24 protein-coding genes and 1 pseudogene are annotated in these 24,432 nt (G+C 72.5%); 13 read left to right on the top strand and 12 right to left on the bottom strand.

Annotation, left to right across the window (positions count from 1 at the left end; genetic code table 11):
• Positions 1-319: 319 nt before the first annotated feature.
• From uraD to alc, 6 genes are all read left to right on the top strand, one after another.
• Positions 320-868 (top strand): 2-oxo-4-hydroxy-4-carboxy-5-ureidoimidazoline decarboxylase, encoded by a 549-nt coding sequence (gene uraD / locus ACSTA4_RS07795; protein WP_444962976.1) that lies wholly within the window; start codon positions 320-322, stop codon positions 866-868.
• The gene (uraH, locus tag ACSTA4_RS07790; protein ID WP_444962975.1) at positions 865-1,203 is read left to right on the top strand and encodes a hydroxyisourate hydrolase; all 339 of its coding nucleotides are present in this window, start codon (positions 865-867) and stop codon (positions 1,201-1,203) included. Before uraD ends, uraH begins: the two co-directional genes overlap by 4 nt.
• A 233-nt stretch (positions 1,204-1,436) precedes the next feature.
• A complete protein-coding gene (pucL, locus tag ACSTA4_RS07785; RefSeq protein ID WP_444964113.1) occupies positions 1,437-2,333 on the top strand; it encodes a factor-independent urate hydroxylase in 897 nt (298 codons plus the stop codon).
• 534 nt (positions 2,334-2,867) lie between these two features.
• The gene (locus ACSTA4_RS07780; RefSeq protein ID WP_444962974.1) at positions 2,868-4,376 is read left to right on the top strand and encodes a nucleobase:cation symporter-2 family protein; all 1,509 of its coding nucleotides are present in this window, start codon (positions 2,868-2,870) and stop codon (positions 4,374-4,376) included.
• Between the two features lie 96 nt (positions 4,377-4,472).
• Complete coding sequence (locus tag ACSTA4_RS07775) at positions 4,473-5,411, top strand: LysR substrate-binding domain-containing protein (RefSeq protein WP_444962973.1); 939 nt, start codon at positions 4,473-4,475, stop codon at positions 5,409-5,411.
• 89 nt (positions 5,412-5,500) lie between these two features.
• Positions 5,501-6,628 (top strand): allantoicase, encoded by a 1,128-nt coding sequence (gene alc, locus ACSTA4_RS07770; protein ID WP_444962972.1) that lies wholly within the window; start codon positions 5,501-5,503, stop codon positions 6,626-6,628.
• 60 nt (positions 6,629-6,688) lie between these two features.
• On the opposite strand, the gene allB is transcribed toward alc, so the two are convergent.
• Complete coding sequence (allB, locus tag ACSTA4_RS07765) at positions 6,689-8,038, bottom strand: allantoinase AllB (protein WP_444962971.1); 1,350 nt, start codon at positions 8,036-8,038, stop codon at positions 6,689-6,691.
• 5 nt (positions 8,039-8,043) lie between these two features.
• Positions 8,044-9,348, bottom strand: a complete 1,305-nt coding sequence (locus tag ACSTA4_RS07760) for a DUF6986 family protein (RefSeq protein ID WP_444962970.1) — start codon at positions 9,346-9,348, stop codon at positions 8,044-8,046.
• Between the two features lie 285 nt (positions 9,349-9,633).
• On the opposite strand from ACSTA4_RS07760, the gene ACSTA4_RS07755 reads away from it, so the two are divergent.
• The gene (locus ACSTA4_RS07755) at positions 9,634-10,368 is read left to right on the top strand and encodes an IclR family transcriptional regulator (protein WP_019606907.1); all 735 of its coding nucleotides are present in this window, start codon (positions 9,634-9,636) and stop codon (positions 10,366-10,368) included.
• Between the two features lie 139 nt (positions 10,369-10,507).
• On the opposite strand, the gene era is transcribed toward ACSTA4_RS07755, so the two are convergent.
• From era to tnpA, 6 genes and pseudogenes are all read right to left on the bottom strand, one after another.
• Positions 10,508-11,476 carry a GTPase Era gene (gene era, locus ACSTA4_RS07750; RefSeq protein WP_444962969.1) on the bottom strand — a complete coding sequence of 323 codons (969 nt, stop codon included), beginning with the start codon at positions 11,474-11,476 and terminating at the stop codon, positions 10,508-10,510.
• A gap of 9 nt (positions 11,477-11,485) precedes the next feature.
• Complete coding sequence (locus tag ACSTA4_RS07745) at positions 11,486-11,830, bottom strand: hypothetical protein (protein WP_047870134.1); 345 nt, start codon at positions 11,828-11,830, stop codon at positions 11,486-11,488.
• Entirely contained in the window at positions 11,827-13,224 is a 1,398-nt protein-coding gene (locus ACSTA4_RS07740) for a hemolysin family protein (protein WP_444962968.1), read from the bottom strand. The genes ACSTA4_RS07745 and ACSTA4_RS07740 overlap by 4 nt, the downstream gene beginning before the upstream one ends.
• Complete coding sequence (gene ybeY, locus ACSTA4_RS07735; RefSeq protein ID WP_444962967.1) at positions 13,221-13,709, bottom strand: rRNA maturation RNase YbeY; 489 nt, start codon at positions 13,707-13,709, stop codon at positions 13,221-13,223. The genes ACSTA4_RS07740 and ybeY overlap by 4 nt, the downstream gene beginning before the upstream one ends.
• A 185-nt stretch (positions 13,710-13,894) precedes the next feature.
• On the bottom strand, positions 13,895-15,004 hold the full coding sequence (locus ACSTA4_RS07730; RefSeq protein ID WP_444962966.1) for a PhoH family protein: 1,110 nt from the start codon (positions 15,002-15,004) through the stop codon (positions 13,895-13,897).
• Between the two features lie 200 nt (positions 15,005-15,204).
• Positions 15,205-15,522: pseudogene (tnpA, locus tag ACSTA4_RS07725) on the bottom strand (IS200/IS605 family transposase); the annotation flags it as partial.
• Here tnpA and ACSTA4_RS07720 point away from each other — a divergent pair.
• Positions 15,491-16,054: an RNA-guided endonuclease InsQ/TnpB family protein gene (locus tag ACSTA4_RS07720; protein ID WP_444962965.1), complete on the top strand. Its 564-nt coding sequence runs from the start codon at positions 15,491-15,493 to the stop codon at positions 16,052-16,054. The pseudogene tnpA and the gene ACSTA4_RS07720 overlap by 32 nt on opposite strands.
• Before the next feature lie 152 nt (positions 16,055-16,206).
• Here the strand turns inward: ACSTA4_RS07720 and ACSTA4_RS07715 are convergent, their stop codons facing one another.
• The gene (locus ACSTA4_RS07715; protein WP_444962964.1) at positions 16,207-16,557 is read right to left on the bottom strand and encodes a histidine triad nucleotide-binding protein; all 351 of its coding nucleotides are present in this window, start codon (positions 16,555-16,557) and stop codon (positions 16,207-16,209) included.
• A gap of 325 nt (positions 16,558-16,882) precedes the next feature.
• Between ACSTA4_RS07715 and ACSTA4_RS07710 the strand changes: the two genes are divergently transcribed.
• Positions 16,883-17,413 (top strand): SigE family RNA polymerase sigma factor, encoded by a 531-nt coding sequence (locus ACSTA4_RS07710; RefSeq protein WP_013151757.1) that lies wholly within the window; start codon positions 16,883-16,885, stop codon positions 17,411-17,413.
• Positions 17,410-18,177, top strand: a complete 768-nt coding sequence (locus ACSTA4_RS07705) for a hypothetical protein (RefSeq protein WP_444962963.1) — start codon at positions 17,410-17,412, stop codon at positions 18,175-18,177. Before ACSTA4_RS07710 ends, ACSTA4_RS07705 begins: the two co-directional genes overlap by 4 nt.
• 133 nt (positions 18,178-18,310) lie before the next feature.
• Here ACSTA4_RS07705 and ACSTA4_RS07700 read toward each other — a convergent pair whose 3' ends face one another.
• From ACSTA4_RS07700 to hrcA, 3 genes are read right to left on the bottom strand one after another with little or no spacing between them, the layout of a single operon-like run.
• Positions 18,311-19,048, bottom strand: coding sequence for a 16S rRNA (uracil(1498)-N(3))-methyltransferase (locus ACSTA4_RS07700; protein WP_444962962.1), 738 nt, complete (start codon positions 19,046-19,048; stop codon positions 18,311-18,313).
• The gene (dnaJ, locus tag ACSTA4_RS07695; protein ID WP_013151754.1) at positions 19,045-20,184 is read right to left on the bottom strand and encodes a molecular chaperone DnaJ; all 1,140 of its coding nucleotides are present in this window, start codon (positions 20,182-20,184) and stop codon (positions 19,045-19,047) included. Before dnaJ ends, ACSTA4_RS07700 begins: the two co-directional genes overlap by 4 nt.
• Positions 20,185-20,188: 4 nt before the next feature.
• Entirely contained in the window at positions 20,189-21,202 is a 1,014-nt protein-coding gene (hrcA, locus tag ACSTA4_RS07690) for a heat-inducible transcriptional repressor HrcA (protein WP_248774011.1), read from the bottom strand.
• A gap of 154 nt (positions 21,203-21,356) precedes the next feature.
• Here hrcA and ACSTA4_RS07685 point away from each other — a divergent pair, with 154 nt between their 5' ends.
• From ACSTA4_RS07685 to ACSTA4_RS07675, 3 genes are all read left to right on the top strand, one after another.
• Positions 21,357-22,196, top strand: coding sequence for a DUF3097 domain-containing protein (locus ACSTA4_RS07685; RefSeq protein ID WP_444962961.1), 840 nt, complete (start codon positions 21,357-21,359; stop codon positions 22,194-22,196).
• Positions 22,197-23,364: 1,168 nt separating this feature from the next.
• Positions 23,365-23,694: a DUF4870 domain-containing protein gene (locus ACSTA4_RS07680; protein WP_274978074.1), complete on the top strand. Its 330-nt coding sequence runs from the start codon at positions 23,365-23,367 to the stop codon at positions 23,692-23,694.
• A gap of 47 nt (positions 23,695-23,741) precedes the next feature.
• Positions 23,742-24,377 (top strand): DUF4870 domain-containing protein, encoded by a 636-nt coding sequence (locus ACSTA4_RS07675; protein ID WP_444962960.1) that lies wholly within the window; start codon positions 23,742-23,744, stop codon positions 24,375-24,377.
• Positions 24,378-24,432 lie beyond the last annotated feature (55 nt).

Genomic DNA, 24,432 nt, shown 5'->3' with positions numbered 1-24,432 from the left:
ACCACTCCGGAGCCCGGCCTCCTCGCATCCCCGACGCCGCCCCGACCCCACCGGCCCCGCGAACCCCTCGAAACCCGTCGTGAACTCTGGGTGACGGCGAGAAGGTCGGGCCTTCTTTGTGCTCGGGCACAGATCGGGTTATTTTTCGCAGATCTCCCCTTGCGAGTGTTGACAAGGTCACACTCGCATCAACTAGAGTCCCCCCAATCCGTAATACGGAATTAGCTATCTGCACTACGAAAATTCTTGGCGGGGGCCGCGGCGGTACGCCGTCCCACGGACGGGAGCCCGGGGTTCGCGCCAAGTCAGGGGAGACCACATGAGCACCCCGGAGGAGCCGCAGAGCGGGCCCGACCCCGGCCTGGCCCGCCTGAACGCGCTGCCCGAACAGGAGCTGCGCACCGCGCTCGCGCAGTGCCTGGACGTGGACCGCTGGGTCGCGGCCGTCGCGTCCGAGGCGCCCTTCCCCGACCGCGCGGCCCTGCTGGCCTCGGCCGACGGGCACGCGCGCGCGGTCACCGCCGACGAGGTCGCCTCCGCCCTGGCCCGCCACCCCCGCATCGGGGAGAAGGCCGAGGGCGCCGGCACCGAGGCCGCCTGGTCGCGCGGGGAGCAGTCCGCCTTCGCCTCCGACACCGACGACGCCTCCGTGCGCGTCCAGCGGATCTTCGCCCACGCCCAGCGCGAGTACGAGGACAGGTTCGGGCAGATCTACCTCGTCTGCGCGAGCGGGCGCTCCAGCCGCGAACTCCTCGCCGACCTGGTCGCACGCCTGTCCAACGACCGCGGCACCGAACTGGCCGTGGTCGGCGGGGAGCTGCGGCGGATCGCCGGACTCCGCCTCGTCAAACTCCTGGAGGACGCATGAGCCACGTCACCACCCACGTCCTGGACGCCGCCCTGGGCAGCCCCGCCCGCGGCGTGCCCGTGCGGCTGGAGGCCGCCGACGGCGCCGGGTCCTGGCGGACGGTCGCCGAGGGCCGCACCGACGACGACGGGCGCGTGCCCGGCCTGGGCCCCGACCGGCTCCCCGCGGGCTTCCACCGGATCGTCTTCGACACCGGCGCCTACTTCGGGGCGACCGGCCAGCGCGGCTTCTACCCCGAGGTCGCCATCGTGTTCGACCTCGCCGACGAGGACGCCCACTACCACGTCCCGCTGCTGCTGAGCCCGTTCGCCTACTCGACCTACCGGGGTTCCTAGACCGGCGGGCGCCACGCGCCCTCCCCCTGGACACCACCCACACAGACCACCGCGGCGGCACGGCCGACCGGGAAGGGAGCGGCGGGCAGGAGATCCTCGCCGGCCAGGGCAAGCCTGAATCTTCGAGTGCGCGACAGGTCCTTCCGCACGACCACAGCGGTCCTCCCTCGTAGCACTGCGCCACGGCGCGAACGATGACGACTTCACGCATCACACGGATGGAGTTCACCCTGATGGGCATCCGACTCGGAGACAACCAGTACGGCAAGGCCGAGGTCCGCCTCGTCCACGTCAACCGCGACACCGACGTCCACCGGATCAAGGACGTCAACGTCACCTCCCAGCTGCGCGGAGAGCTGGAGACGGTGCACACCCTCGGCGACAACAGCACCTGCCTGCCGACCGACACCCAGAAGAACACCGTCTACGCCAAGGCCCGCGAGTGGGGCGGCGTCGGCGCCGTCGAGGACTTCGCCCTGCGCCTGGCCCGCCACTTCGTGGACGAGCACGAGTACGTGCACGGGGCCCGCCAGGAGGTGCAGGAGTACTCCTGGGAGCGGATCCAGACCTCCTCCGGCCCGCACGACCACGCGTTCTCGCGCAGAGGAGCCGAGACCCGCACCGCCGTCGTCACCAAGACGGGGGGCCGGGAGTGGGTGGTCTCGGGCTTCGAGGGCCTGTCCGTGCTCAAGTCCACCGGCTCGGAGTTCCACGGCTTCCCCAAGACCAAGTACACGACGCTGCCCGAGACCACCGACCGGATCCTGGCCACCGACGTCACCGCCCGCTGGCGCTACGTGGGCGTGGAGCACGACTTCGACAAGGCCTACGCCTCAGTGCGCGCCCTGTGCCTGGACGCCTTCGCCCGGACCCACAGCCTGGCGCTGCAGCAGACCCTCTACGAGATGGGCAAGGCCGTCCTGGAGGCGCACCCGGAGATCGCCGAGATCCGCTTCTCCATGCCCAACAACCACCACTTCCTGGTGGACCTGTCCCCGTTCGGCCTGGACAACCCGAACGAGGTCTTCTTCGCCGCCGACCGGCCCTACGGCAAGATCGAGGCCACCGTGGAGCGCGACGACGCCCCCGAGCCCGGCGACGCCTGGAAGACCGTCCCCGGCTTCGTCTAGGCAGTGTTTTTTTGGACCTCCGCTCCGCTTCGGTCCGTGTTCGGGCGCCCGGAGAACGGGAACCTTCGGCGCCTACGGCGGGTTGGCTCGTCCCTCGCAAACCCGCCTCCGGCACCTCCAGAACCCCGTGGGCGCCCGAACCACCCCCCACAAGCTGAGGCAGGTTCAAAAAACAGTCCCTGGACGGCGCCCCGGGGCGGCAGCCCCCGGCGCGCCCCCTGACGGAGAAAGCCCTGCCCCGCCCCGTGTCCGGGCGCTCCCCCGTGGGCGCTCCGGCGAGTGCCCCGCGGGCGGGACCGCCCTCTCCTCGCGGTCCCGTCCGCGGCCCCGGCGCCCCGCCGGGCACGCGCACCGACACTCCCGTGACCCGCGCGCACAGCCGTGCCACGGGCCCTGGCCCGCCGCGGCGGGCCCTCCCCCGGCCCCGGCACCCCCTGACGGAGGTGTCGGGCCGGTGCGACACCACCGGGCCCCGTGCCCGAGAGTTCGGCCCCCTCCGGGGTGGCCGCCGATCGCAAAGGCTGGAAACTGGCCATGTCGAACAGTCCGTCCGCGAAGGACTCGGCCACAACGAACGCCGCCTCCTCCCCCCGCCCCGAGGACGAGAAGCTGCCCGCGCGGCTGCTCCTGGTCTACGGGCTCCAGCACATCCTCACCATGTACGCCGGCGCGGTGGCGCCGGCCCTCGTCATCGGCGCCGCCGCCGGGCTCGCGAACGACCCTGCCGCCATGGGCATCCTCGTCAGCGGCGCGCTCCTCGTGGCGGGGTTCGCCACCCTCATGCAGACCGTGGGCCACCGGCGCGTCGGCGCGCAGATGCCGATCGTGGTGGCCTGCTCCTTCGTCCCCGTCAGCGCCATCACCTCCCTGGCCGCGGGGCAGGACGGCGAGAACCTGCCCGTGGCCTTCGGCGCCTCCCTGGCCGCCGGGCTCTTCGCCCTGGCGCTGACGCCGTTCTTCGGGCAGCTGATCCGCTTCTTCCCCCCGATCGTCACGGGCACCATCATCACCGTCATCGGCGTCAGCCTCATGCCGGTGGCGGCGCGGTGGATCATGGACGGCGGCGTCCGCACCCTGGAGGACGGCTCCGCGGTCCCGGCCGCGCCCCTGGCCAACCTCGGGCTGGCCGGGCTCACCCTCGGGGTGATCGTGCTCGGCTCCCGGGTCCTGCCCGGTATCTGGGGTCGGCTGTCCATCCTCCTGGGCCTGCTCGTGGGTACCCTGGTCGCCGTTCCCCTGGGCATGGCCGACTTCAGCCGGGTGGGCGAGGCCGACGTCGTGTTCGACCCGACCTCGGTGTTCTACTTCGGCGCACCCCGGTTCGAGGTCGCCGCGGTCGTCACCATGTGCGTCATCATGCTCGTGGTCCTGACCGAGGGGGCCTCGCACATCATCGCGGTCGGGGAGATCACCGGCTCGAAGGTGGACGCCAAACGCATCTCGGCGGGCCTGCGCGCCGACGTGAGCGGGTCGATCATCGGGCCGATCTTCAGCGCCACCCCCACCAGCTCCTTCGCGCAGAACATCGGACTGCTGGCCCTGACCAAGGTGCGCAGCCGCTACGTGGTGGCCACCGGCGCGGGCATCCTCGTCGCGCTGGGGATGTTCCCGGTGCTGGGCGGCGCCATGGCGGCCATCCCCACGCCCGTGCTCGGCGGCGCGGGCCTGGTGCTGTTCGGCAGCGTGGCCGCCAGCGGCGTCAAGACCCTGGCCAAGGTCGACTTCACCAACAACCTCAACCTGGTGCTGGTGGCCGCCTCCGTGGGCGTGGCGGTCATCCCGCTGGCCTACCCCACCTTCTACGCGTTCCTGCCCGAGTCGGTGGAGCTGGTCGCGCACTCGGGCATCATCGGCGCGGCCGTCGTGGCGATCGTGCTCAACGTGTGCTTCAACGTGATCGGCCGCGGGGGCTCCGCCGCCCCGGCCGAGATCGACGCCGAGGAGATCGGCAGCGCCGGTCCCGGGGAGGCCAAGTACACCGACCAGGCCCGGGAGGCCTACCGCGACGGGGGCTCCGAGCCCCTGGACAAGCCCCGGGCGTAATCCGTCGCCGGGCCGGGGGCCGCGCTCCCGCCCCCGGAGCCGGTGTCCGCGGGATCCCCGCGGACACCGGCGTTCCGTTCAGGGCGGCTGAATGGTATGCCTGAGAGGGTGACCGACTGGGATCTTCGCAAACTCCGTGTCCTGCGCACCCTGGAGGAGTTCGGGACCGTCCGGGCCACGGCGGAGGCCCTGTGCATGACCCCCTCCGCCGTGTCCCAGCAGCTCTCCTCCCTCTCCCAGCAGGTGGGGGTCGCCCTGCTGGAGGCGCACGGGCGGCGGGTCCGCCTCACCGACGCCGCGCACGCCCTGCTGCGCCACACCGACATCGTCCTGGCCCAGCTGGAGCGGGCCGAGGCCGAACTGGAGGGCTTCGCCCGGGGCGAGGCCGGGCACGTGCGCGTGGGCGCCTTCGCCACCGCCATCCCCAGCCTCGTGGTGCCCGCGCTGGGCGCCCTGCGGCGCGCCCACCCCGGCCTGACCACGCGGGTGCACCAGGCCGAGGCGGCCGAGGTCTACGACCTGTTGTCGGCGGGCGAGATCGACGTCGGCCTGTCCCTGGCCGCCCAGGCCCCCACCGGCCACGACGGACGCTACGACCGGCGCGAGCTGCTCACCGACCCCCTGGACGCGGCCCTGCCCGCCCACCACCGGCTGGCCGACTCCCGCGCCCTGCGCCTGCGCGACCTGGCCGAGGAGCCGTGGATCTACGGGGCGTCTGGTCCCTGGCGCGACATCACCGTCGCCTCGTGCGCCCAGGCGGGGTTCGTCCCCGAGCAGGCGCACGTGGCCTCCGACTGGAGGGCCATCCTGGACATGGTGGCGGCGGGCATGGGCGTCGCGCTGGTCCCCCGGTTGGCCGCCGCGGACGGCACCCCCGGGGTCAGCCTGCGGGTGCTGCGCTCCGACCAGCCGCGCCGCCACGTGGTCTCCGCCGTGCGCTCCGGGGCGGGCGGGCGCCCCCAGGTCGCGGTGGTGCTGCGCGCCCTGGCCGACACCGCGGCGGACCTGGGCGGCCCTTCTGTTCAGATCAACTGAACAGAATGATCAGAAACTTTCGCTGGAAGTAATCGTTTTCTCTTGGGACTCTGGACATGTCCGACACGTCCACTTTTTTCGGGAGAGACATGAGCGGGGCCCAGCCCACCGATCCACGTGCCTACAACGCCCGGCCCTACGCGGGCGGCGACCCCTACGCCGACTACCGGGGCGCCGACCTGGACTTCTCGGCCCTGGTCGACCTGGCCGACCGGCGCCTGGGCGCCGGGGTCGTGGCGGCCAACGACGAGTTCTTCGCCCAGCGCGAGAACCTGCTGCTGCCCGAACCGGCCGTGTTCGACCCGCACGCCTTCGGGCACAAGGGCAAGGTGATGGACGGCTGGGAGACCCGCAGGCGCCGCGGCGTGAGCGGCGACCAGCCCCACCCAGCGGCCGACGACCACGACTGGGCCCTGGTCCGCCTCGGCCTGCCCGGCCTGGTCCGCGGCGTGGTGGTGGACACCGCGCACTTCCGCGGCAACCACCCCCGCGAGGTCAGCGTCGAGGCCGTCCACCTGGAGGGCACCCCCACCACCGACGAGCTGCTCAAGGCGGAGTGGACCGAGATCGTCCCCCGCGCCTTCGTGTACGGGCACGCCGCCAACGCCTTCGAGGTGGACGCCGGGCGCCGGTGGACCCACCTGCGCCTCAAGCAGTTTCCCGACGGCGGCGTGGCCCGGCTGCGCGTGTACGGCGAGCCCGTGCCCGACCCCGACTGGCTCACCGCCCTCGGCGGCTTCGACGTGGCAGCCCTGGTCAACGGCGGCATGGTCGAGGACGCCTCGGACCGCTTCTACTCCTCGCCGGACAACATCATCGCCCCCGGCCGCTCGCAGAAGATGGACGACGGCTGGGAGAACCGGCGCCGCCGCGACACCGAGCACGACTGGGTGCGCTTCCGCCTCACCGCCCAGGCCACCGTCCGCGCCCTGGAGTTGGACACCGCCTACCTCAAGGGCAACGCGGCGGGCTGGGTGGCGGTCCTGGGACGCGACGCGCACTCCGACGCCCCCGACGCGTGGTTCGAGATCGTCCCCCGCACCCGGCTGGAGCCCGACAGCGCCCACCGCTTCGTCCTGGACACACCGGTCACCGCCACCCACGTGCGCACCGACGTGTACCCCGACGGCGGCATCGCGCGCCTGAACGTCTTCGGCTCCCTGACCACGGCCGGGGCCGACCACCTCCGCGACCGCTGGAGTGAGCTGCGGGGCTGACCCCCGCGCGAACGACCGGGCCGCCGCCGGGAACGTCCCGGCGGCGGCCCGTCGCCGTTCCTACCGGCGGACCAGCATCCGCCCGGCCCTGTCCTCGGGCCCCACGTCCCGTCCGCGCAGGACGGTGCGGCGCACCCGCCCGAGCAGTTCGGCCCCGTCGTAGGGGCTCACCGGGTTGCGGTGCTCCAGCGCGCGCACGTCCACCCGGAAGGACTCCTCCGGGGCGACCACGGCGAAGTCGGCGTCGGCGCCCTCGGCGATGGCGCCCTTGCCGAGCAGCCCGGCCACCCGCGCGGGCCCGGACGACATCCACCGCACCACGTCCGCCAGGGAGCCGCCGCGGCGGCGGGCCTCGGTCCACACCGCGGAGAAGCCCACCTGGAGGCCGGACACCCCGCCCCACGCGGTGCCGAAGTCGCCGGTGTCCAGGTCCTTGAGGTCGGGGGTGCTGGGTGAGTGGTCGCTGACCACGCAGTCGATCAGCCCGTCGGCCAGCGCGCGCCACAGCAGGTCGCGGTTGGCCGCGTCCCGGATGGGCGGGCAGCACTTGTACTGGGTGGCCCCCGCGGGCACGCCCTCGGCCTCCAGGGTGAGGTAGTGCGGGCAGGTCTCCACCGTCAGCGGCACGCCCTCGGCCCTGGCCTGGGCGATCAGCGGCAGCGCGGAGGCGCTGGACAGGTGCAGCACGTGCGCGTGGGTGCCGGTGGCCCTGGCCACGTCGATCACCCGGGCGATCGCCTCGTTCTCGGCGGTGTCGGGCCGCGAGGCCAGGAAGGAGGCGTAGTCGCGCCCGGCCGCGGGCGGTGCCCCTTCCAGGACGCCGGGGTCCTCGGCGTGCACGATGAGCCGTCCGCCGAACTCCCCGATCGCCTCCGCGGCCGTGTACAGCTCATCCGGGGACAGGTGGCCGAACTCCTCCACCCCCGACGGGGACAGGAACGCCTTGAACCCGAACACCCCGCGCTCCCAGAGCGCGGCGAGCTCCTTGGTGGCGCCGGAGCGGCTGTTCTCGGGCACCGCCCCGCCCCAGAAGCCCACGTCCACGGCGAGCTTCCCCTCGGCGGTGGCCTGCTTGGCGTCGAGCCCGACGACGGTGGTGGTCGGCGGCACGCTGTTGAGCGGCATGTCGACCAGGGTCGTGATCCCGCCCAGGGCGGCGGCCCGCGTGGCGGTGGCGAAGCCCTCCCACTCGGTGCGCCCGGGCTCGTTGACGTGCACGTGGGTGTCGACCAGGCCGGGCAGCAGTACCTCGTCCTCGGCCAGGGTGATCTCGCGGCGGGCGATGAGCGGCGCGGTCTCCCCCTCCAGGACGTTGACCACGCGCCCGTCGCGCACCCCGACGGTGACGGGCCGCTCCCCCTCGGGGGTGAGGGCGCGGCGGGCGCGGACGGCGAGATCGTGCTGGGTCATCTGTGTCACTGCTCCTGTCCCACCCGTCGGCTGGCCAGGTCGACGAGTGTGCGGGTGTCGGTTCCGGCGGCGTCGGCCACCTCGGCCTCGTCCAGCGCCCCGCAGCGTACCCCGCTCACCAGGGCGGCGGCCAACGCCTGGGCCGTGGCGGGCTCGTCCAGCACGCCGCCGGACACGGCGCCGAGGTAGGCGCGCAGGCGCGCGGCGGCGGGCGCGAAGGCCTCGCGGTAGAAGACGTAGGTGGCCAGGTAGCGGGTGGGCAGCTGGTGCGGGTGCAGGTCCCAGCCCTGGTAGAAGCCGCGTTCCAGGGAGCGGCGGACCAGGGAGGCGTGCAGGCGCCAGGCGGCGTGCACCTCCTCGGCCGAGCCCACGGGCAGCACGTTGGTGGAGCCGTCGGAGAGCCACACGCCCGTTCCGGCGGCGGCCACCTGCATGACGGCCTTGGCGTGGTCGGCGACCGGGTGGGCCATGCTCTGGTAGGCGGCGGTGATCCCGCAGGCGGCGCTGTAGTCGTAGGTGCCGTAGTGCAGGGCGCTGACCCGGCCCTGTCCGGCGCCGATCATGCGGGCGACGGCCACCGTGCCGTCGGGGAGCAGGACCGACTGCGGGGTCTCGATCTGCAACTCGAAGCGCAGCCGCCCCTCGGGCAGCTCCAGGCGCCGCTCCAGCTCCTCGGTGAGCCAGACCATCGCCTCGACCTGTTCCACGGAGGTGATCTTGGGCAGGGTGAGCGCGAGCCCTTCCGGCAGGCCGCCCAGCTCCGCCAGGAGGGTGTGCAGGAACAGCGCGAGGCTGCGGGCGCCGCGGGCGCGTCCGGCCGCCTCCATTCCCTTCATCCGGACGCCGAGAACGGGCGGGGCCTGTCCGGCTTCGATGTCGGAGCACAGGGCGCGGGCGGCGGCGACGGTGTCGCCGTCCTCCTGTGCGTCGCCCCGGTCGCCGTAGCCGTCCTCCAGGTCCACGCGCAGGTCCTCGACCGGCTCGCGGACGAGCTTGTCGCGCAGGCGGGGCAGGACCCCGGCCACGGCGTCCTCGTCCACACCGGTGGCGGCGGCCAGTGCCGCGGCGTCGGGCGCGTACTCGTCCAGGCTGCGCAGGGCCGCCTCGCCCCACTCCCGGACCAGGCCGGCCCGGACGCGGTCCGCGGGAACGTAGACGGTGTGCACCGGCTGGCGGGCGCCGGAGGAGCCCGGGTAGTCGCGGACGAGTCGGGCGTCGGCGTCGGCCAGGCGGGCGTTCAGCCCGGCGGTGAGCACGTCCAGGCCGAGATCGGGTTCCCTGCGGCGGTTCTCGGACCGGTCCTGTTGCACGTGTATGTCCCCTCCCAGGCTAGTTTTTCCTATCGTGGATAGTAACTTTTGCTATCCGGAATAACAAGGGAGCCCGGGGTGTCCAAGATCCCGGGACGCAGGTTTCCGGACCACCGGAACACCGCCGTTCCACGTGCTATAGAAGACAGTGAGCCGGAAACCGTCCTCCCCCCGCGGAGGCAGGACCCCGAACCCACGGCCCTCAGCATGGGAGCACGATCCTTGTCAGCCCCACAGACCTCTCTACACCCTGAAGAACAGGGCAAACGCGGACGCCCCGGCGGCGTGCAGTCCCTCGACCGCGCCTTCTCACTGCTGGAGATCATGGCCGAGGCGGGCGGCGAGACCTCGCTGAGCCAGCTGGCCGACTCCTCGGGGCTGCCCCTGCCGACCATCCACCGCATCATCCGCACCCTGGTCGGCAACGGTTACGTGCGCCAGCTGCCCTCCCGCCGCTACGCGCTGGGACCCCGGCTGATCGGACTGGGCGACAAGGCCTCGCAGATGCTGGGCACCTGGGCCCGCCCGCACCTGGCGCAGCTGGTGGAGGACCTGGGCGAGACCGCCAACCTCGCCATGCTCGACGGCGACAAGGTCGTCTACGTCGCGCAGGTGCCCTCACAGCACTCCATGCGCATGTTCACCGAGGTGGGGCGCCGCGTGCTGCCGCACTCGGCGGGCGTGGGCAAGGCGCTGCTGTCCCAGCTCGACGACGAGGAGGTGCTGGCCACGGTCCGCCGCACCGGCATGCCCGCCGCCACCGACCGCACCATCACCGACCCCGACGCCTTCCTCGCCGAGCTGCGCCGGGTCCGCTCACAGGGCTTCGCCGTGGACGACGGCGAGCAGGAGGTCGGCGTGCGCTGCGTGGCGGTCCCCGTCGCGGGCGCGCCCTCGGGGATGGCCGTGTCGGTGTCGGGCCCCGAAGCCCGGGTGAGCTGGGAGTTCGTGGACCGCGCCGCCCCCATCGTGCGGCGCTGCGCCACCCTGCTGGCCACCGACCTAAACAACCAGACATGACGAACCGGGCCGGGGTTGCTCCCGGCCCGGCCCGTTCGCCGCGCTCCCGCGCACCCGGCCGACGGCGGTGCCCGCACCCCGCGGGACCACCGGGGGTCGGGGCCCGCACGCGGCACCGGCGGCCCCCGCGGTCAGCCCGTCAGGTGGGCTGGTCGAAGCCCAGCTTGCGCAGCTGCTTGGGGTCGCGCTGCCAGTCCTTGGCCACCCGCACCCGCAGGTCCAGGAACACCCGGCGGCCCAGCAGGGCCTCGATCTGCTTGCGGGCCCGCGAACCCACGTCGCGCAGGCGTGAGCCCTTGGACCCGATCACGATCGCCTTCTGGCTGGAGCGCTCCACGTACAGCGACGCGTAGATGTCCACCAGTTCCTTGCCCGGACGGGTGTTCTCGCGCTCGTACATCTCGTCCACGACCACCGCGATGGAGTGCGGCAGCTCGTCGCGCACACCCTCCAGGGCCGCCTCGCGCACCAGCTCCGCCACCAGCATCTCGTCCGGCTCGTCGGTGAGGTCGCCGTCCGGGTACAGCGGCGGCCCCTCCGGCAGGTGCGAGCACAGCACGTCGGTGACGGTCTCCAGCTGGAAGCCCCCCTGGGCCGAGACCGGGACGATGTCGGCCCAGTCGCCCAGCTCGTTCACCGCCATCAGGTGACGGCCCACGGCGTCCCGGTCCACCAGGTCGGTCTTGGTGACCAGGGCGACCACGGGGGTGTTGGTCTGCTCCGCCAGCTCCTTGGCGATGTAGGTGTCGCCCCGCCCGATCGGCTCGTTGGCGGGCAGGCAGAACGCGATCACGTCCACCTCGACCAGGGTGGACCGCACCAGCGAGTCCAACCGCTCACCCAGCAGGGTGCGCGGCTTGTGCAGGCCGGGCGTGTCCACGATGATCAGCTGCGCGTCGAGCCGGTGCACGATCCCGCGCACCGTGCGCCGCGTGGTCTGGGGCCGGTTGCTGGTGATCGCCACCTTCTGCCCGACCAGCGCGTTCATCAGGGTGGACTTGCCCACGTTGGGGCGGCCCACGAAGCACGCGAAACCGCTGCGGAAGCCCTCGGGGTGGGAGGGCATCTCCAGCGGTACGCGCAGCTTCTCCAGGTCGAGCTCGTTCATGGGTCCTTCTCAGCGCCGGGTGATGCTCGCGGGCACCCCGTCGGGGGCGGCGATCACCACCACCTGGGTCTTCAGGTCGTCCGCCACCGCGCGGTCGTCCTCGGTCAACTCCGCGGCCTCGGTGACCACCACGGCGGCCTCAAGCGCGGTGGCCTCACCGGAGACCGCCGCGGCCACGGCCGCCTGGAGCGCGGACAGCCGGAGCGAGGGCAGCGACACCGTCGTGGCCACGTACGTGCGCCCGGTCTCGTCGCGCACCGCCGCGCCCTCCGCCGCCGCGTTGCGGGCCCGGGAGGCCCGCGCGAGCGTGATGAGCTTGCCGTCCTCGGGGCCGAGCCCCGTCGTCTCCGTCACTGCTCCGTACTCCTCACGTCGTCGTTGCCCTCGTCCGGCGACGCCGCGGCGTCGGCGGGCAGGCGTTCCACCAGGACCGTGGTCATCCGGCTCCGGCGGCTGCTCTTGCCTTCGAGGGTGAGTCGGAGACCAGCGTATTCGGCCCGGTCCCCTCCCACGGGCACCCGGCCCAGGACGAACGCCACGAGTCCGCCGACGGTCTCCACGTCCGCCACGTCCAGGTCCCGGTCCGGGAACAGCTCGTCCAGCTCGCCCAGCGGCAGGCGGGCGGTCACCCGAACCCGGTCCGCGTCGAGCCAGGCCACCGGCGGGATCTCGTGGTCGTACTCGTCGGTGATCTCACCGACGATCTCCTCCACGATGTCCTCCAGGGTCACCAGACCCGCCGTGCCGCCGTACTCGTCGATGGCCACGGCGACGTGGTTGCGCTGCTGCTGCATCTCGCGCAGCAGCTCGTCGATGGGCTTGGTGTCGGGGACGTAGTTCGCCTGGCGCATCACGTCGCCCGCGGTGAGCGGCACCTCGCCGTCGGTGCCCGCGGCCGCCGCCCAGCGGTCCCGCAGCTGGTACACCAGGTCCTTGAGGTAGACGATGCCGACCACGTCGTCCTCGTCCTCGCCCGTCACCGGGATGCGCGAGTACCCGCTGGCCAGCGCCAGGGTCAGCACCGCGTCGGCGTCGGCCCCGCGGCTGGTGAACACGATGTCGGGGCGGGGCACCATCACCTCGCGCACGGGCGTGTCGTCGAGCTTGAACACCGAGTGGATCATCTGGCTCTCCTCGGGGTCGATGACCTCCCCCCGCTCGGCCAGGTCCACGAGCTGGCGCAGCTCCACCTCGGTGCTGAAGGGGCCCTCCCGGTCGCCCTTGGCGCGCGGGGTGAGCGCGCGGCCCGCCCCCACGAACAGCTGGGCGATGGGGCCCACCACGACCTGGACCGGGTAGACCACCGCCGCGCTGGCGCGCGCGAAGCCCCCGGAGAACTGGCGGCCCAGGATGCGCGGCGCGATCGCGATCAGCACCGACTCCACCACGACCATCGCCGCGGCGGTCAGCCCGAGCGCGGGCCAGCCGAGCCCCAGCAGGAACACCATGCCCACGGCCGCGGCCAGCACCGCGCACACCTCGCACACCACGCGCAGGAACAGCAGCACGTTGAGGTGGCGGGTGGGGTCCGCCGACACCCGCTCCCAGCGGCGCCCGGCCTTGGCCACGCGCTCACCGGGGCTCGCCTCGGGCAGGCCCACGGACATCACCCGGGTGACGGCGACCTCCGCGGCCACCAGGAAGCCCGCGACGGCGGTCAGCACCAGGGCGACCGCGAACGCGCTGATCCACTCCACGGGCTCACCGGTGGTCAGCGGGGCGATGTCAGGCCAGGCCGACGGACTCATTCGGCGCTCTCATCCCCCTCGGCCCCGGCCGCCTCGCGCTCGCGCCAGGCCGCGAGGATCTCGCCCTGGAGGCCGAACATCTCCTTGTGCTCCTCGGGCTCGGCGTGGTCGTAGCCCAGCAGGTGCAGGATGCCGTGCGTGCACAGCAGGTCGATCTCCGCCTCGGTGCCGTGCCCGGCCTTCTCCGCCTGGCGCTCGGCGACCTGCGGACAGATGATCACGTCACCCAGGACGCCCGGCTCGCTCGTGCGGCCGGGGCCGCCGGGGCGCAGTTCGTCCATCGGGAAGGAGAGCACGTCGGTGGGGCCGGGCTCGTCCATCCACCGCACGTGCAGGTCGGCCATCGGCTCCTCGTCCACGAGCACGACGGACAGCTCGGCCAGCGGATGGACGCGCATGGCGTCGAGCACGTGACGGGCCAGACGGGAGAGCCTCTCCTCGTCCACGGTGGTGACGCCGGACTCGTTGGCGACGTCGATACTCATGGTTGCGGCTGCCTTACCTAGGGATCGCGGGGCCGGGCGGCGCGCCCGGCCGGTGGTGCGGCGCGCCGGTTCGGCGCGCCCGCGGCAACCGAACCGGTGGACCCGCCCGCGGCGGGCCCACCGGTTCGAACGCCGTGGGGTCGTGCTCCTCGGGCCGTCTCGGCTCCGGCGGGACACGCCCCGTCTCAGTCTGCCTGTTCCTCGTCCCCGGCGCTCCCCGGCTCCGCCGGGGTGTCGGGGGTACCGCGGCGCGCGGACCCGCGGCGGGGGCGGCCGCCCCCGGCGGACCCCCTGCCGTCGCGCGCGTCGCCCTGGGCGGCGTCGTAGCGCCCGTAGGCGTCCACGATCTTGCCGACCAGCTTGTGCCGGACGACGTCCTCACTGCTCAGGCGGCAGAAGGCGATGTCGTCGATGTCACGCAGGATGGACTCGATGGTGCGCAGACCGCTGGTCTGCCCGCCGGGCAGGTCGACCTGGGTCACGTCACCGGTGACCACGATCTTGGAGCCGAACCCGAGCCTGGTGAGGAACATCTTCATCTGCTCGGGCGAGGTGTTCTGGGCCTCGTCCAGGATGATGAAGGAGTCATTGAGGGTGCGACCGCGCATGTACGCCAGGGGCGCGACCTCGATGGTCCCCGCCGCCATGAGCTTGGGGATGGAGTCGGGGTCGAGCATGTCGTGCAGGGCGTCGTAGAGCGGGCGCAGGTAGGGGTCGATCTTGTCGTAGAGGGTGCCGGGCAGGAAGCCCAGCCGCTCACCGGCCTCCACCGCGGGGCGGGTGAGGATGATCCGGTTGACTTCCTTGTCCTGGAGCGCCTTGACCGCCTTGGCCATGGCCAGGTACGTCTTGCCGGTACCGGCGGGACCGATGCCGAACACCACCGTGCGCTGGTCGATGGTGTCGACGTAGCGCTTCTGGTTGAGCGTCTTGGGGCGGATGGTCTTGCCGCGGTTGGACAGGATGTTGGTGGTCAGCACGTCCGCGGGGCGCTCGGCGCCGGGCGAGCGCAGCATGTGGACCATGCGTTCGATGGTGTCGGGGGTGACGTGGGTGCCGCTCTTGGCGAGTTCGATCAGCTCCTCGACGAGGCGGACCACGACGGCGGTCTCCTCCGGGGAGCCGCTGATGGTGAACTCGTTGCCGCGCACGTGGATGTCGCTGTCGAAGGCCCGCTCCAACGCCCTGAGGAGTTCGTCCCTGGAGCCCAGCAGGCTGACCATCGTGTGCTCGTCGGGCACCACGACTTTGACCTGGGTGTCCCGTGGCGGGTGCGTGTGCGTTGTCTCGGACATGGTGAGGCCGTGCGGCCGCTGTCCCTACCCTTCGGTCGGGCGCCTGCCCGACCCCTGCGGGAGGCGCACCTGGTGGACGGTCCCGGCGCCGCGGACGGCGCCCGGTCGGAGCTTGCGCGCCGGTGTTCCCAACGGTCACACCGAACCCTCGAAGCCCACATGGACGATTCTACCCGTCTTATCCGAGAGCGCTCCGGCCGTCAGGCCGGGCGCTGCTGCTGTTCGATGTACTGACGCACGACAGCCAGTGGCGCTCCGCCGCATGATCCGGCGAAATAGGAACCGGACCAGAAGCGGCCATCCCACAGGTACCGGCGCACGTGCGCGTCGTACTCCTGGCGCATCCGCCTGGACGAAACCCCTTTGAGACTGTTGACCAGCTTGGAGAGCTGAACCTTCGGTGGGTAGCGCACGAGAAGGTGTACGTGGTCGTCCTCGCCGTTGAACTCACGCAACTCGGCTTCGAAGTCCGCGCACACCTCGCGCATGATCTCCTCACACCTAGCGAGCATCTCCTCGCACCGCACCTATGGCCGAATCCGCCGGTTGCGCGCAAGAGCCACGCGACGCCACCAGGACTGGCAGCACAAGGTGACCACCGCTCTGGCCGAGCGGTACGGGACGGTCGTGGTCGAGGCACTCACCATCACGAACATGACCAAGTCCGCCAAGGGCACGATCGAACAACCCGGGAAGCGAGTCCGCCAGAAGTCGGGCCTGAACCGCGCCATCGCCCAGGAGGCATGGGGACGCACGGTCACGATGCTGGCGTACAAGCTCGCCCACCGGGGCGGCACCCTGGTGAGAGTGCCTGCTCCAGGCACCTCCCAACGCTGTTCAGCTTGTGGTTTCACCACGCCCGGCAGCCGCCAGAACCAGGCCACGTTCGTATGCAAGAAGGACGGTTGTGGTTTTACGGCGAACGCCGACTACAACGCGGCCCGCAACATCTTGCACCTGTACCGGATCGGCCACGTGGTGGCCCTCCCGGCTGCCGGGAGGGCAGTCGTCAGGCGCGCTCGTCGCGTCAAGCCCACCACCGCGAGGTAGGCGGGAATCCCCCGGATTCATCCGGGGGAGCACTTCAACAAGCCGTCTCCGCCCGACTCGATCCGTTATTTCCGCCTGTGGACGACGTCCGGGAGGGGCTGGGACGGGGTCGGGGGCGCCGGCGTCCGCGGGCCGGACCGGTTCCGCGCCTCCTACCCGGGGGGCCAGTTGAGCCCGCGGCCGCCGAGCAGGTGCCCGTGCAGGTGGAAGACCGTCTGCCCGGCGCCGCTGCCGGTGTTGAACACCAGCCGGTAGCCCTGTTCGGCGACGTCCTCGTCCGCGGCCACCTCGTGCGCCACCCGGACGATCTCGTCGAGCAGGCCGGTGTCCGCCGCGGCGGCCTCGGCGGCGTCGCGGTAGTGCTCGCGCGGGATGACCAGCACATGCGTGGGCGCCTGGGGGTTGATGTCGCGGAAGGCGACCGCGCGCTCGCTCTCGCGCACGATCTCGGCGGGCACCTCCCCCTTCACGATCTTGCAGAAAAGGCAGTCGTCCTGGACCATCGCTCACCTTGTTTTCCGTCTGCGCGGCCGAGGGAACGGCCGCCTTCTCGGTTTCGTCCGGGACCATGATGCCGCAGGTCGCCGTCGGGCGGGCCGACGGCGGAAGGCCTGCGGGGCACCGCGGGCGAGCGGGTTCGGCGACGCTCGGCGCCCCGGGCGCGATAGGCTTTCCACCCGTGCGCGTCAGGTCGTCGGCTCCGTCCGGCCCCGGCCATATTCCCGCGTGTTCGGATTGAAACGCACGTCTACCTGGAAAAGAAGAGGTATGCCCTTTCGTAAACCCCGCGACAAGGGTGTGCGTCGAACTGATGTGACGACAGAAACCATGGTGGCCGGTGCCACCACGGCACCGCTCTCGGTGGAGTGGGACGCCGACCACGCCGTGACGGAGCTCTACCGGGAGCACTACCGTCCGCTCGTTCGGCTCGCCGCCCTGCTGGTCCGCGACCACGCGACCGCGGAAGAGGTCGTCCAGGACTCGTTCGTCGCCATGCACGGAGCGTGGCGCCGCCTGCGCGACCCGAACAAGGCCCTGTCCTACCTGCGCCAGGCCGTGGTCAACAAGGCCCGGTCCGTGCTCCGCCACAGGGCGGTCGTGGAGAAGCACGCGCCCAAGGCCCTGCCCGACGCCCCCAGCGCGGAACACGGCGCGCTGAGCCTGTTGGAGCGCGAAGCCGTCATCCGTGCCCTGCGCAAACTACCCACCCGTCAGCGAGAGGCCATCGTGCTCCGGTACTACGGCGACCTGTCCGAGGCACAGATCGCGGACGCCATGGGGATCAGCCGGGGTGCGGTGAAGAGCCACACGTCCCGCGGTATCTCCGCGCTCCGCTCTGTTCTGGAGCAAACGACATGACCAGCCCCACGAACCCCACGAACGATCCGTTCGAGGAGCAGCTGCGCCACCTGCTCAAGGCCGAGGCCGACGCGGTCACGACCTCTCCCGAGGCGTTGAACCTGATCCGTGAGCGCACCGAGCGCAACCGCGGTTCGGCCTGGTTCGGTATGCCCTGGCTACGTCCGGCGGTGGCGGTGGCGGGAGCCGCCCTGATCGCCGGGTCCGTGGTCATCTCCAGCCCCCAGGTCCGCGACCACGTGCTGGAGATCGTCCCCGCGGGCGCCGACCGCGAGGGCGCGCCCGCCGAGGAGGAGGGCGGGGGCGGCGGTGTGGCCGCTCCCGATCCCTCCACCGGCTCCGTGGACGGCACCACCCAGCAGGAGGAGGAGCCGCCGCGCGACCCGGCCTCCTCCCCCACCCCGGAGGACGACGAGGAGGAGCCCGCTCCCTCCGAGGAGGGCGTGACGGCCGCCGCCACGTGTCCGACGCCCGAGGAGCCCGTCCCCCCGACCCCGTCCAGCTCCGAGGAGGAGAAGGACGAGAAGGCCGCCTCCGAGGAGGAGTGCGAGCCCACCGACGAGCCCAGCAGCGGCGCCGGCGACGGGTCCACCGGTGAGGAGGGCGGCGGCGACAACGGCGGCGGGACCGGCGGGGAGGAGCCCTCCGGCGGCGGTGACGGCACCGGCGGCGAGGGCGGCGGAACCGGAGGCGACGGAACCGGCACGGGCGGCACCGGCACCACCGGGGGCGACAACGGCGCCAAGACGGCTCCCGGCAGCTGACAGGCCCCTCCGAGGCGACCCGTCGCACGTCGGGACCGGTGTCCCCACGGGCGAGAGCCGTCCACGAGAGCATGTGAGAGGCGCCCGGACGTGTCCGGGCGCCTCTCACATGTTCGGGGTCGGGGCGTGCGCCCTACCAGCGGCCGGTGCGGGACTGGAGCACCGACAGGGCGGCGACCCCGGCGGTGGAGGTGCGCAGCACGCTCGGTCCCAGCAGTGCCCGGACCGCGCCCGCGGCGTCGAACGCCTCCAGTTCGGCGTCGGAGAAGCCGCCCTCGGGACCGACCACCACGACGACTCCGGCGCCCCCTCCCGCGGGCAGCTCCAGCTGAGACAGGCGGCTGGCGCCGTCCTCGTGCAGCACGACGCCCAGGTCCGCCCCCGCCAGGAGGCCGACCACGGCGGCCCGGTCGGCGAGGTCGGCGACCTCGGGCAGCCGCGCACGCCGGGCCTGCTTGGCCGCCTCGCGGGCGGTCGCACGCCACTTGGCCAGTGCCTTGGCGGCGCGGTCGCCCTTCCATCGGGTGACGCAGCGCTCCGCCGCCCAGGGCACGACCGCGTCCGCTCCGGCCTCGGTCATCATCTCCACGGCCAGTTCGCCCCGGTCGCCCTTGGGCAGTGCCTGGACCACCGTCAGGCGGGGGCGGGGCGCCGGTTCCTCCCGGCGCTCCACCACCGCGCAGACGATGTGGTCGCGTCCCACGGCGGTCACAGTGCAGCGGGCGCGCAGGCCGCGTCCGTCCGAGAGGTCGACGGTCTCGCCCTCCCGGATGCGGCGCACCACGGCGGCGTGGCGGCCCTCGGCGCCGTCCACCGTCACCCGGTCGGCCGCCAGGTCGGCGGCCTCGACCAGGAAGACCGGCGGTGTCACTTGGCGCCGAAGGCGTCGCGGATCTTGGAGAAGAACCCGCCGTGTCCGGGGCTGAAGCGTCCCGGGGTCTGGTCCTCGCCACGCAGTTCGGCGAACTTGCGCAGGAGGGCCTCCTGCTCCTCGTCCAGCCTGCTCGGGGTCTCCACGTCCACGCGGATGCGCAGGTCGCCCCGGCCGCCGCCGTCGAGGTGGCTGACGCCCTTGTTGGGGAGGGTGATGACGTGGCCGGAGTTGGTGCCCGGGCGCAGGTCGATGTTCTCGGTGCCGTCGAGGGTGTCGAAGGCGAAGGAGGCGCCCAGCGCGGCGGCCGTCATGGGGACGGTCACCGTGCAGTGCAGGTCGTCGCCGCGGCGTTCGAAGGTGGGGTGCGGGCGCTGGATGATCTCCAGGATGATGTCGCCGCGCGGTCCGCCGTTGGGGCCGACCTCGCCCTCCCCGGCGAGCTGGATGCGGGTGCCGTCGTCGACGCCCGCGGGGATCTTGACGGTGCGGGTGACCTTCTCGCGCACCCGGCCCTCGCCCGCGCAGTCGCCGCAGGGGTTGGTGATGACCGAGCCCTGGCCCGAGCACTGGGGGCAGGGGCGGGAGGTCATGACCTGGCCGAGGAAGGACCGGGTGACCTGGGAGACCTCGCCCTGTCCGTGGCACATCTCACAGGTGGTGCGGTGCGAACCGGCCGCCGTCCCCTCGCCCTGGCAGGTCTCGCACAGGATGGCGGTGGGGAAGGTGATCTCCTTGCTGACCCCGAACGCGGTCTCCACCAGGTCGAGTTCGACGCGGATCTTGATGCTGCGCCCGCGGCGGACCCGCTCCCGGGGGCCGCGCCCGCCGGGCTGGCCGCCGCCGAAGAAGGCGTTCATGATGTCGTCGAAGGCGAACCCGCCCGCGCCGCCGAAGCCCCCGGCCCCGCCGCCGCCGGGCGCGTAGGGGTCCTGGCCCATGTCGAACATCCGGCGCTTGTTCTCGTCGGAGAGGACCTCGTAGGCCTGGGTCACCTCCTTGAAGCGCTCCTGGGTTGCGGGGTCCGGATTGATGTCCGGGTGGAGTTCGCGCGCGAGCCGCCGGTAGGCCTTCTTGATCTCGTCCTTGGACGCGTCGCGACGCACTCCGAGAACCTGGTAATAGTCTCTGGCCACTGGGTTACTGTCCTGCCAAAATCTGTCCGACATAGCGAGCCACGGCGCGTACTGCTCCCATCGTCCCCGGGTAGTCCATCCGGGTGGGTCCCACCACACCGATCTTGGCGAGCGACTGGTTTCCCACACCGTAGTCCGCCGACACGATGGAGGTGGACCTCAGGCCCTCGTGGAAGTTCTCCGCGCCGATGCGCACCGTGAGCATCGACGGGTCCTTGGCCTCTCCCAGCAAACGGATGAGGACCATGTTCTCTTCCAGCGCCTCCAGGACGTCCCTGAGGCTGGCGGCGAAGTCGACGGCGGCGAGGTTGGCCGTCCCCGCGAGGACGATCTTCTCCTCGTGCCGTTCGACGAGGCTCTCCAGCAGGACGGAGAGGACCGACACCGCCATCTGGCGGTGTTCGGGCGGCACCTGCGGAGGCAGGTCCTCCACCGCGTCGGGCACGTCGCCGAGGTGGCGTCCGGCGATGGCCCGGTTCAACATCGCGCGCAGGTCGTTGACGGCGGCCTCGTGGACCTCTCCCAGGCCGTCGATGACGCGCTGCTCGACCCGGCCCGTGTTGGTGATCACGACCATCATGATCCGCTGCCCCCCGAGGGGGACCAGTTCCACGTGCTGCACCGACGAGCGGGTCAGCGACGGGTACTGGACGATCGCGACCTGGCGGGTGAGCTGCGCGAGGAGCCGCACGGTCCGGGCGACGATCTCGTCGAGGTCCACGGCGCCGGTGAGGAAGGACTCGATGGCGCGCCGCTCCGCGCTGGAGAGCGGTTTGACCGAGGAGAGCCGGTCGACGAAGAGCCGGTACCCCTTGTCCGTGGGAACGCGTCCGGCACTGGTGTGCGGCTGCGCGATGTAGCCGTCCTCCTCCAGCGCGACCATGTCGTTGCGGATGGTCGCCGGGGAGACTCCGAGCCGGTGCCGGTCGGCCAGGGCCTTGGAACCCACGGGCTCGTTGGTGTTGACGAAGTCTTCGACGACGGCACGCAGGACCGCGAGCTTGCGCTCATCCAGCACTCGCCACCTCCTGGCACTCCATGGTCCTCAGTGCTAAGTCTATGCCCGGCCGCAAACCCTGACGGTTACCCGCGGTCGGCCGGGCCCCGGGGCGGCGTTGTCGCCCCTGCTCCCGCCGGGCCCGCGGCGCGCGCCACCAGTAGACTGCACGACCGTGGCTACCAAGGGAACCGGCCGTTACGGCCGCGACGTGCTCGCCGGGGACTGGCGCCGCCCGAAGAAGAAGGCGGTCCGCGAGGTGTCCCTGGAACGGGAACTGGTCGTCGAGGACGCCGGGGAGGCGTTCTGCGGGGCGGTGGTGGCCTGGGACAAGGCCACCGTCACGCTGGAGGACCGGCACGGCCGCCGCCGCGTGTTCGACCTCGCCCCGGCCGCGTTCCTGGTCGACGGCGAGCCGGTGACCCTGGTGCGCCCCGCCCCGGCGGCGCGGGGACCGCTGCGCAGCGCCTCCGGGTCGGTGGCGGTGCCGGGCGCTCGGGCGCGCACGGCCAGGGAGAGCCGGATCTACGTGGAGGGCGTCCACGACGCCGAACTGGTGGAGAAGGTCTGGGGCCACGACCTGCGCGTGGAGGGGGTGGCCGTCGAGTTCCTGGAGGGGGTCGACGACCTGCCCTCGATCGTGGCGGAGTTCTCACCCGGGCCCGGCAGGAGGCTGGGCGTCCTGGTGGACCACCTGGTGCCGGGTTCCAAGGAGACGTGGATCGCCGAGCGTGTGCGCGGCGAGCACGTGCTGGTGGCCGGGCACCCCTACGTCGACGTCTGGCAGGCGGTCCGGCCGGGTTCGGTGGGGATCGGGGCCTGGCCCGAGGTGCCGCGCGGCGTCCCCTGGAAGGAGGGGGTCGTGAGCGCCCTGGGCTGGCGGATGGAGACGGGAGAGGCGTGGCGCCGGATCCTGGGGTCGGTCCGTACCTATGCTGATCTGGAGCCGGCTCTGCTCGGCCGGGTGGAGGAGCTGATCGACTTCGTCACCGGGCCGCACCCGGACGCTCCCTAGCGAGCGCCGCGCGCGGGGGGAGCGGCAGGACCTAGGATTTGACCCGGGCGAGGCTCCGGTCCCCGTGTCCGGTGCCGAGGTCGCCCGCCTCCGGCCCGCGCGGTCGTCGGTACAGCACGGTAGTACAGGAACCTCCCCCTCATCAGCGGAGCCAAGGAAGAGCATGAGCCAGACCCCGACGAACCCCCCGCCCCCGGAGGATCCCCACCGGGGACAGCAGCCGGACCACGGGCAGGACGGGCAGCAGGAGTACGGACAGCAGCCCCCGCAGCCGGAACCCGGCCAGCAGCCCGCCTACGGGCAGCCGTCCGGGGCGCAGCAGCCCTACGCTCCGCAGCCCGACCAGGACCACGGCCAGCCGCCCTCGGGAGCGCAGCCCGCCTACGGCCAGCCCTCCGGCGCGCAGTCCCCCTACGCCCCGCAGCCCGAGCAGGGCTACCAGGGCTACGGCCAGGCTCCGGGAGCGCAGCCCGACTTCGCACCGCCGCCCGGCGCCCCGTCGCCGTACGCTCCCCAGCCCGGCCAGGGCCAGCCCGCCTACGGCCAGCCCTCGGAAGCGCAGTCGCCCTACGCTCCGCAGTTCGAGCAGGGGCAGCAGGGCTACGGCCAGGCCTCGGGAGCGCAGCCCGGCTACGCCCCGCAGCCCGGGTACGGACAGCAGCCCCACGGCCAGCCGCACCCCCAGCAGGGCGAGTACGGACACCCCTCGGGCGGGCAGCAGCAGCCCGGTTTCGCCCCGCCGGAAGGGACCCCCGAGCAGCCCGGCTACGGGCAGCAGGCAGCCTACGGCCAGCCGCCCTCGGGGGCGCAGCCCGCCTACGGCCAGCCCTCCGGCGCGCAGTCCCCGTACGCCCCGCAGCCCGACCAGGCGCAGCAGGGCTACGCCCAGGCTCCGGGAGCGCAGCCCTCCGGCGCCCAGCCGGGTTACGGGCAGCCCTCCGGCGCCCAGCCCGGCTACGCCCCGCAGCCCGGGTACGGACAGCAGCCCCACGGCCAGCCGCACCCCCAGCAGGGCGAGTACGGACAGCCCCAGCAGGGGGTCTACGGCCAGCCCGTCCCGGGCCAGCAGCAGCCCTACCCCGGCGCCCCCGCGGCGTACGGGCAGCCGGGTGTTCCGGGCCAGCCCCAGCAGGGCGCCCCGGGCGGCGACAACAGCACGCTCGTGGCCATGCTCGCCCACCTGTCGGGCTTCGTGATCGCCTGCCTGGGCTGGATCCCGCCGCTGGCCATCTACTTCGCCAAGCGCAACCAGTCGCCGTTCGTGCGCCACCACGCGTCCGAGGCGGCCAACTTCCAGCTCACCCTGCTGATCCCCTACCTCTTCGCGTGGGTGGCCTTCATCGGCCTGGGTATCTTCTTCCCAGAGCTGTCCTGGATCGGATCCCTCCTGGTCGCCCTGATCTGGGTCGTCGCTATCGTGTTCGGCGTCCTGGGCGCCAACGGCGCCAACAAGGGGACGTGGTACCGCTACCCGGTGAGCATCCGCCTGTTGAAGTGATCCGCTCCCGCACGCAGTCCGAGCGCATCCGCACGAAGGAACCCAACATGTCCTATCCCAACAACCCTCCCGAGGGCCCCTACGGCCAGGGTCAGCAGCCCGGCCAGGACTCCGGCGGTTACCCCTCCCAGCACGGTCACCCCACCGGTGGCCAGCCCGGCTACCAGCAGGGCGGCTACCCGCCCCCGCCCGGCCAGCCCGGCTACCAGGAGCAGTCCGGCGGTTATCCGGGCCAGCCCGGCGGCTACCCCGGCCAGCCCGGGTACGAGCAGACCGGCGGCTACCAGTCCCACTACCAGCAGGGCGGTTACGGCCAGCCCCCGCACGGCGCCTACGGCCCCTCCTCGGCCACGACCGGCCAGCCCAGCCCCGACGAGCGCCAGATGGCGATGTTCGCCCACGTGGGCGGCGGCATCATCGGCTGGCTCGTGCCGCTGATCATCTTCTTCGTCAAGAAGGACGAGTCGCCCTTCGTCCGCAACCAGGCCGCGCAGGCGCTGAACTTCCAGCTCCTGATCCTGATCGGCTACCTGGTCTCCAGCGTCCTGATGATCGTCATCATCGGTTTCCTGACCTGGTTCGTCTGCTGGATCGCCGCCGTCGCCCTCGGCATCATCGGCGGTGTGGCCGCCAACCGGGGCGAGTGGTACCGCTACCCGTTCAACGTCAGCTGGATCAAGTAGTCCGGCGCTTCGGCGAACGCGAGGGGGCCCGGCCGTCGGCCGGGCCCCCTCGTCG

Source organism: Nocardiopsis sp. M1B1, from assembly GCF_052466615.1.
Note: the sequence above shows the minus strand (reverse complement) of the source record. Positions and strands in the feature narration are given on the sequence as shown.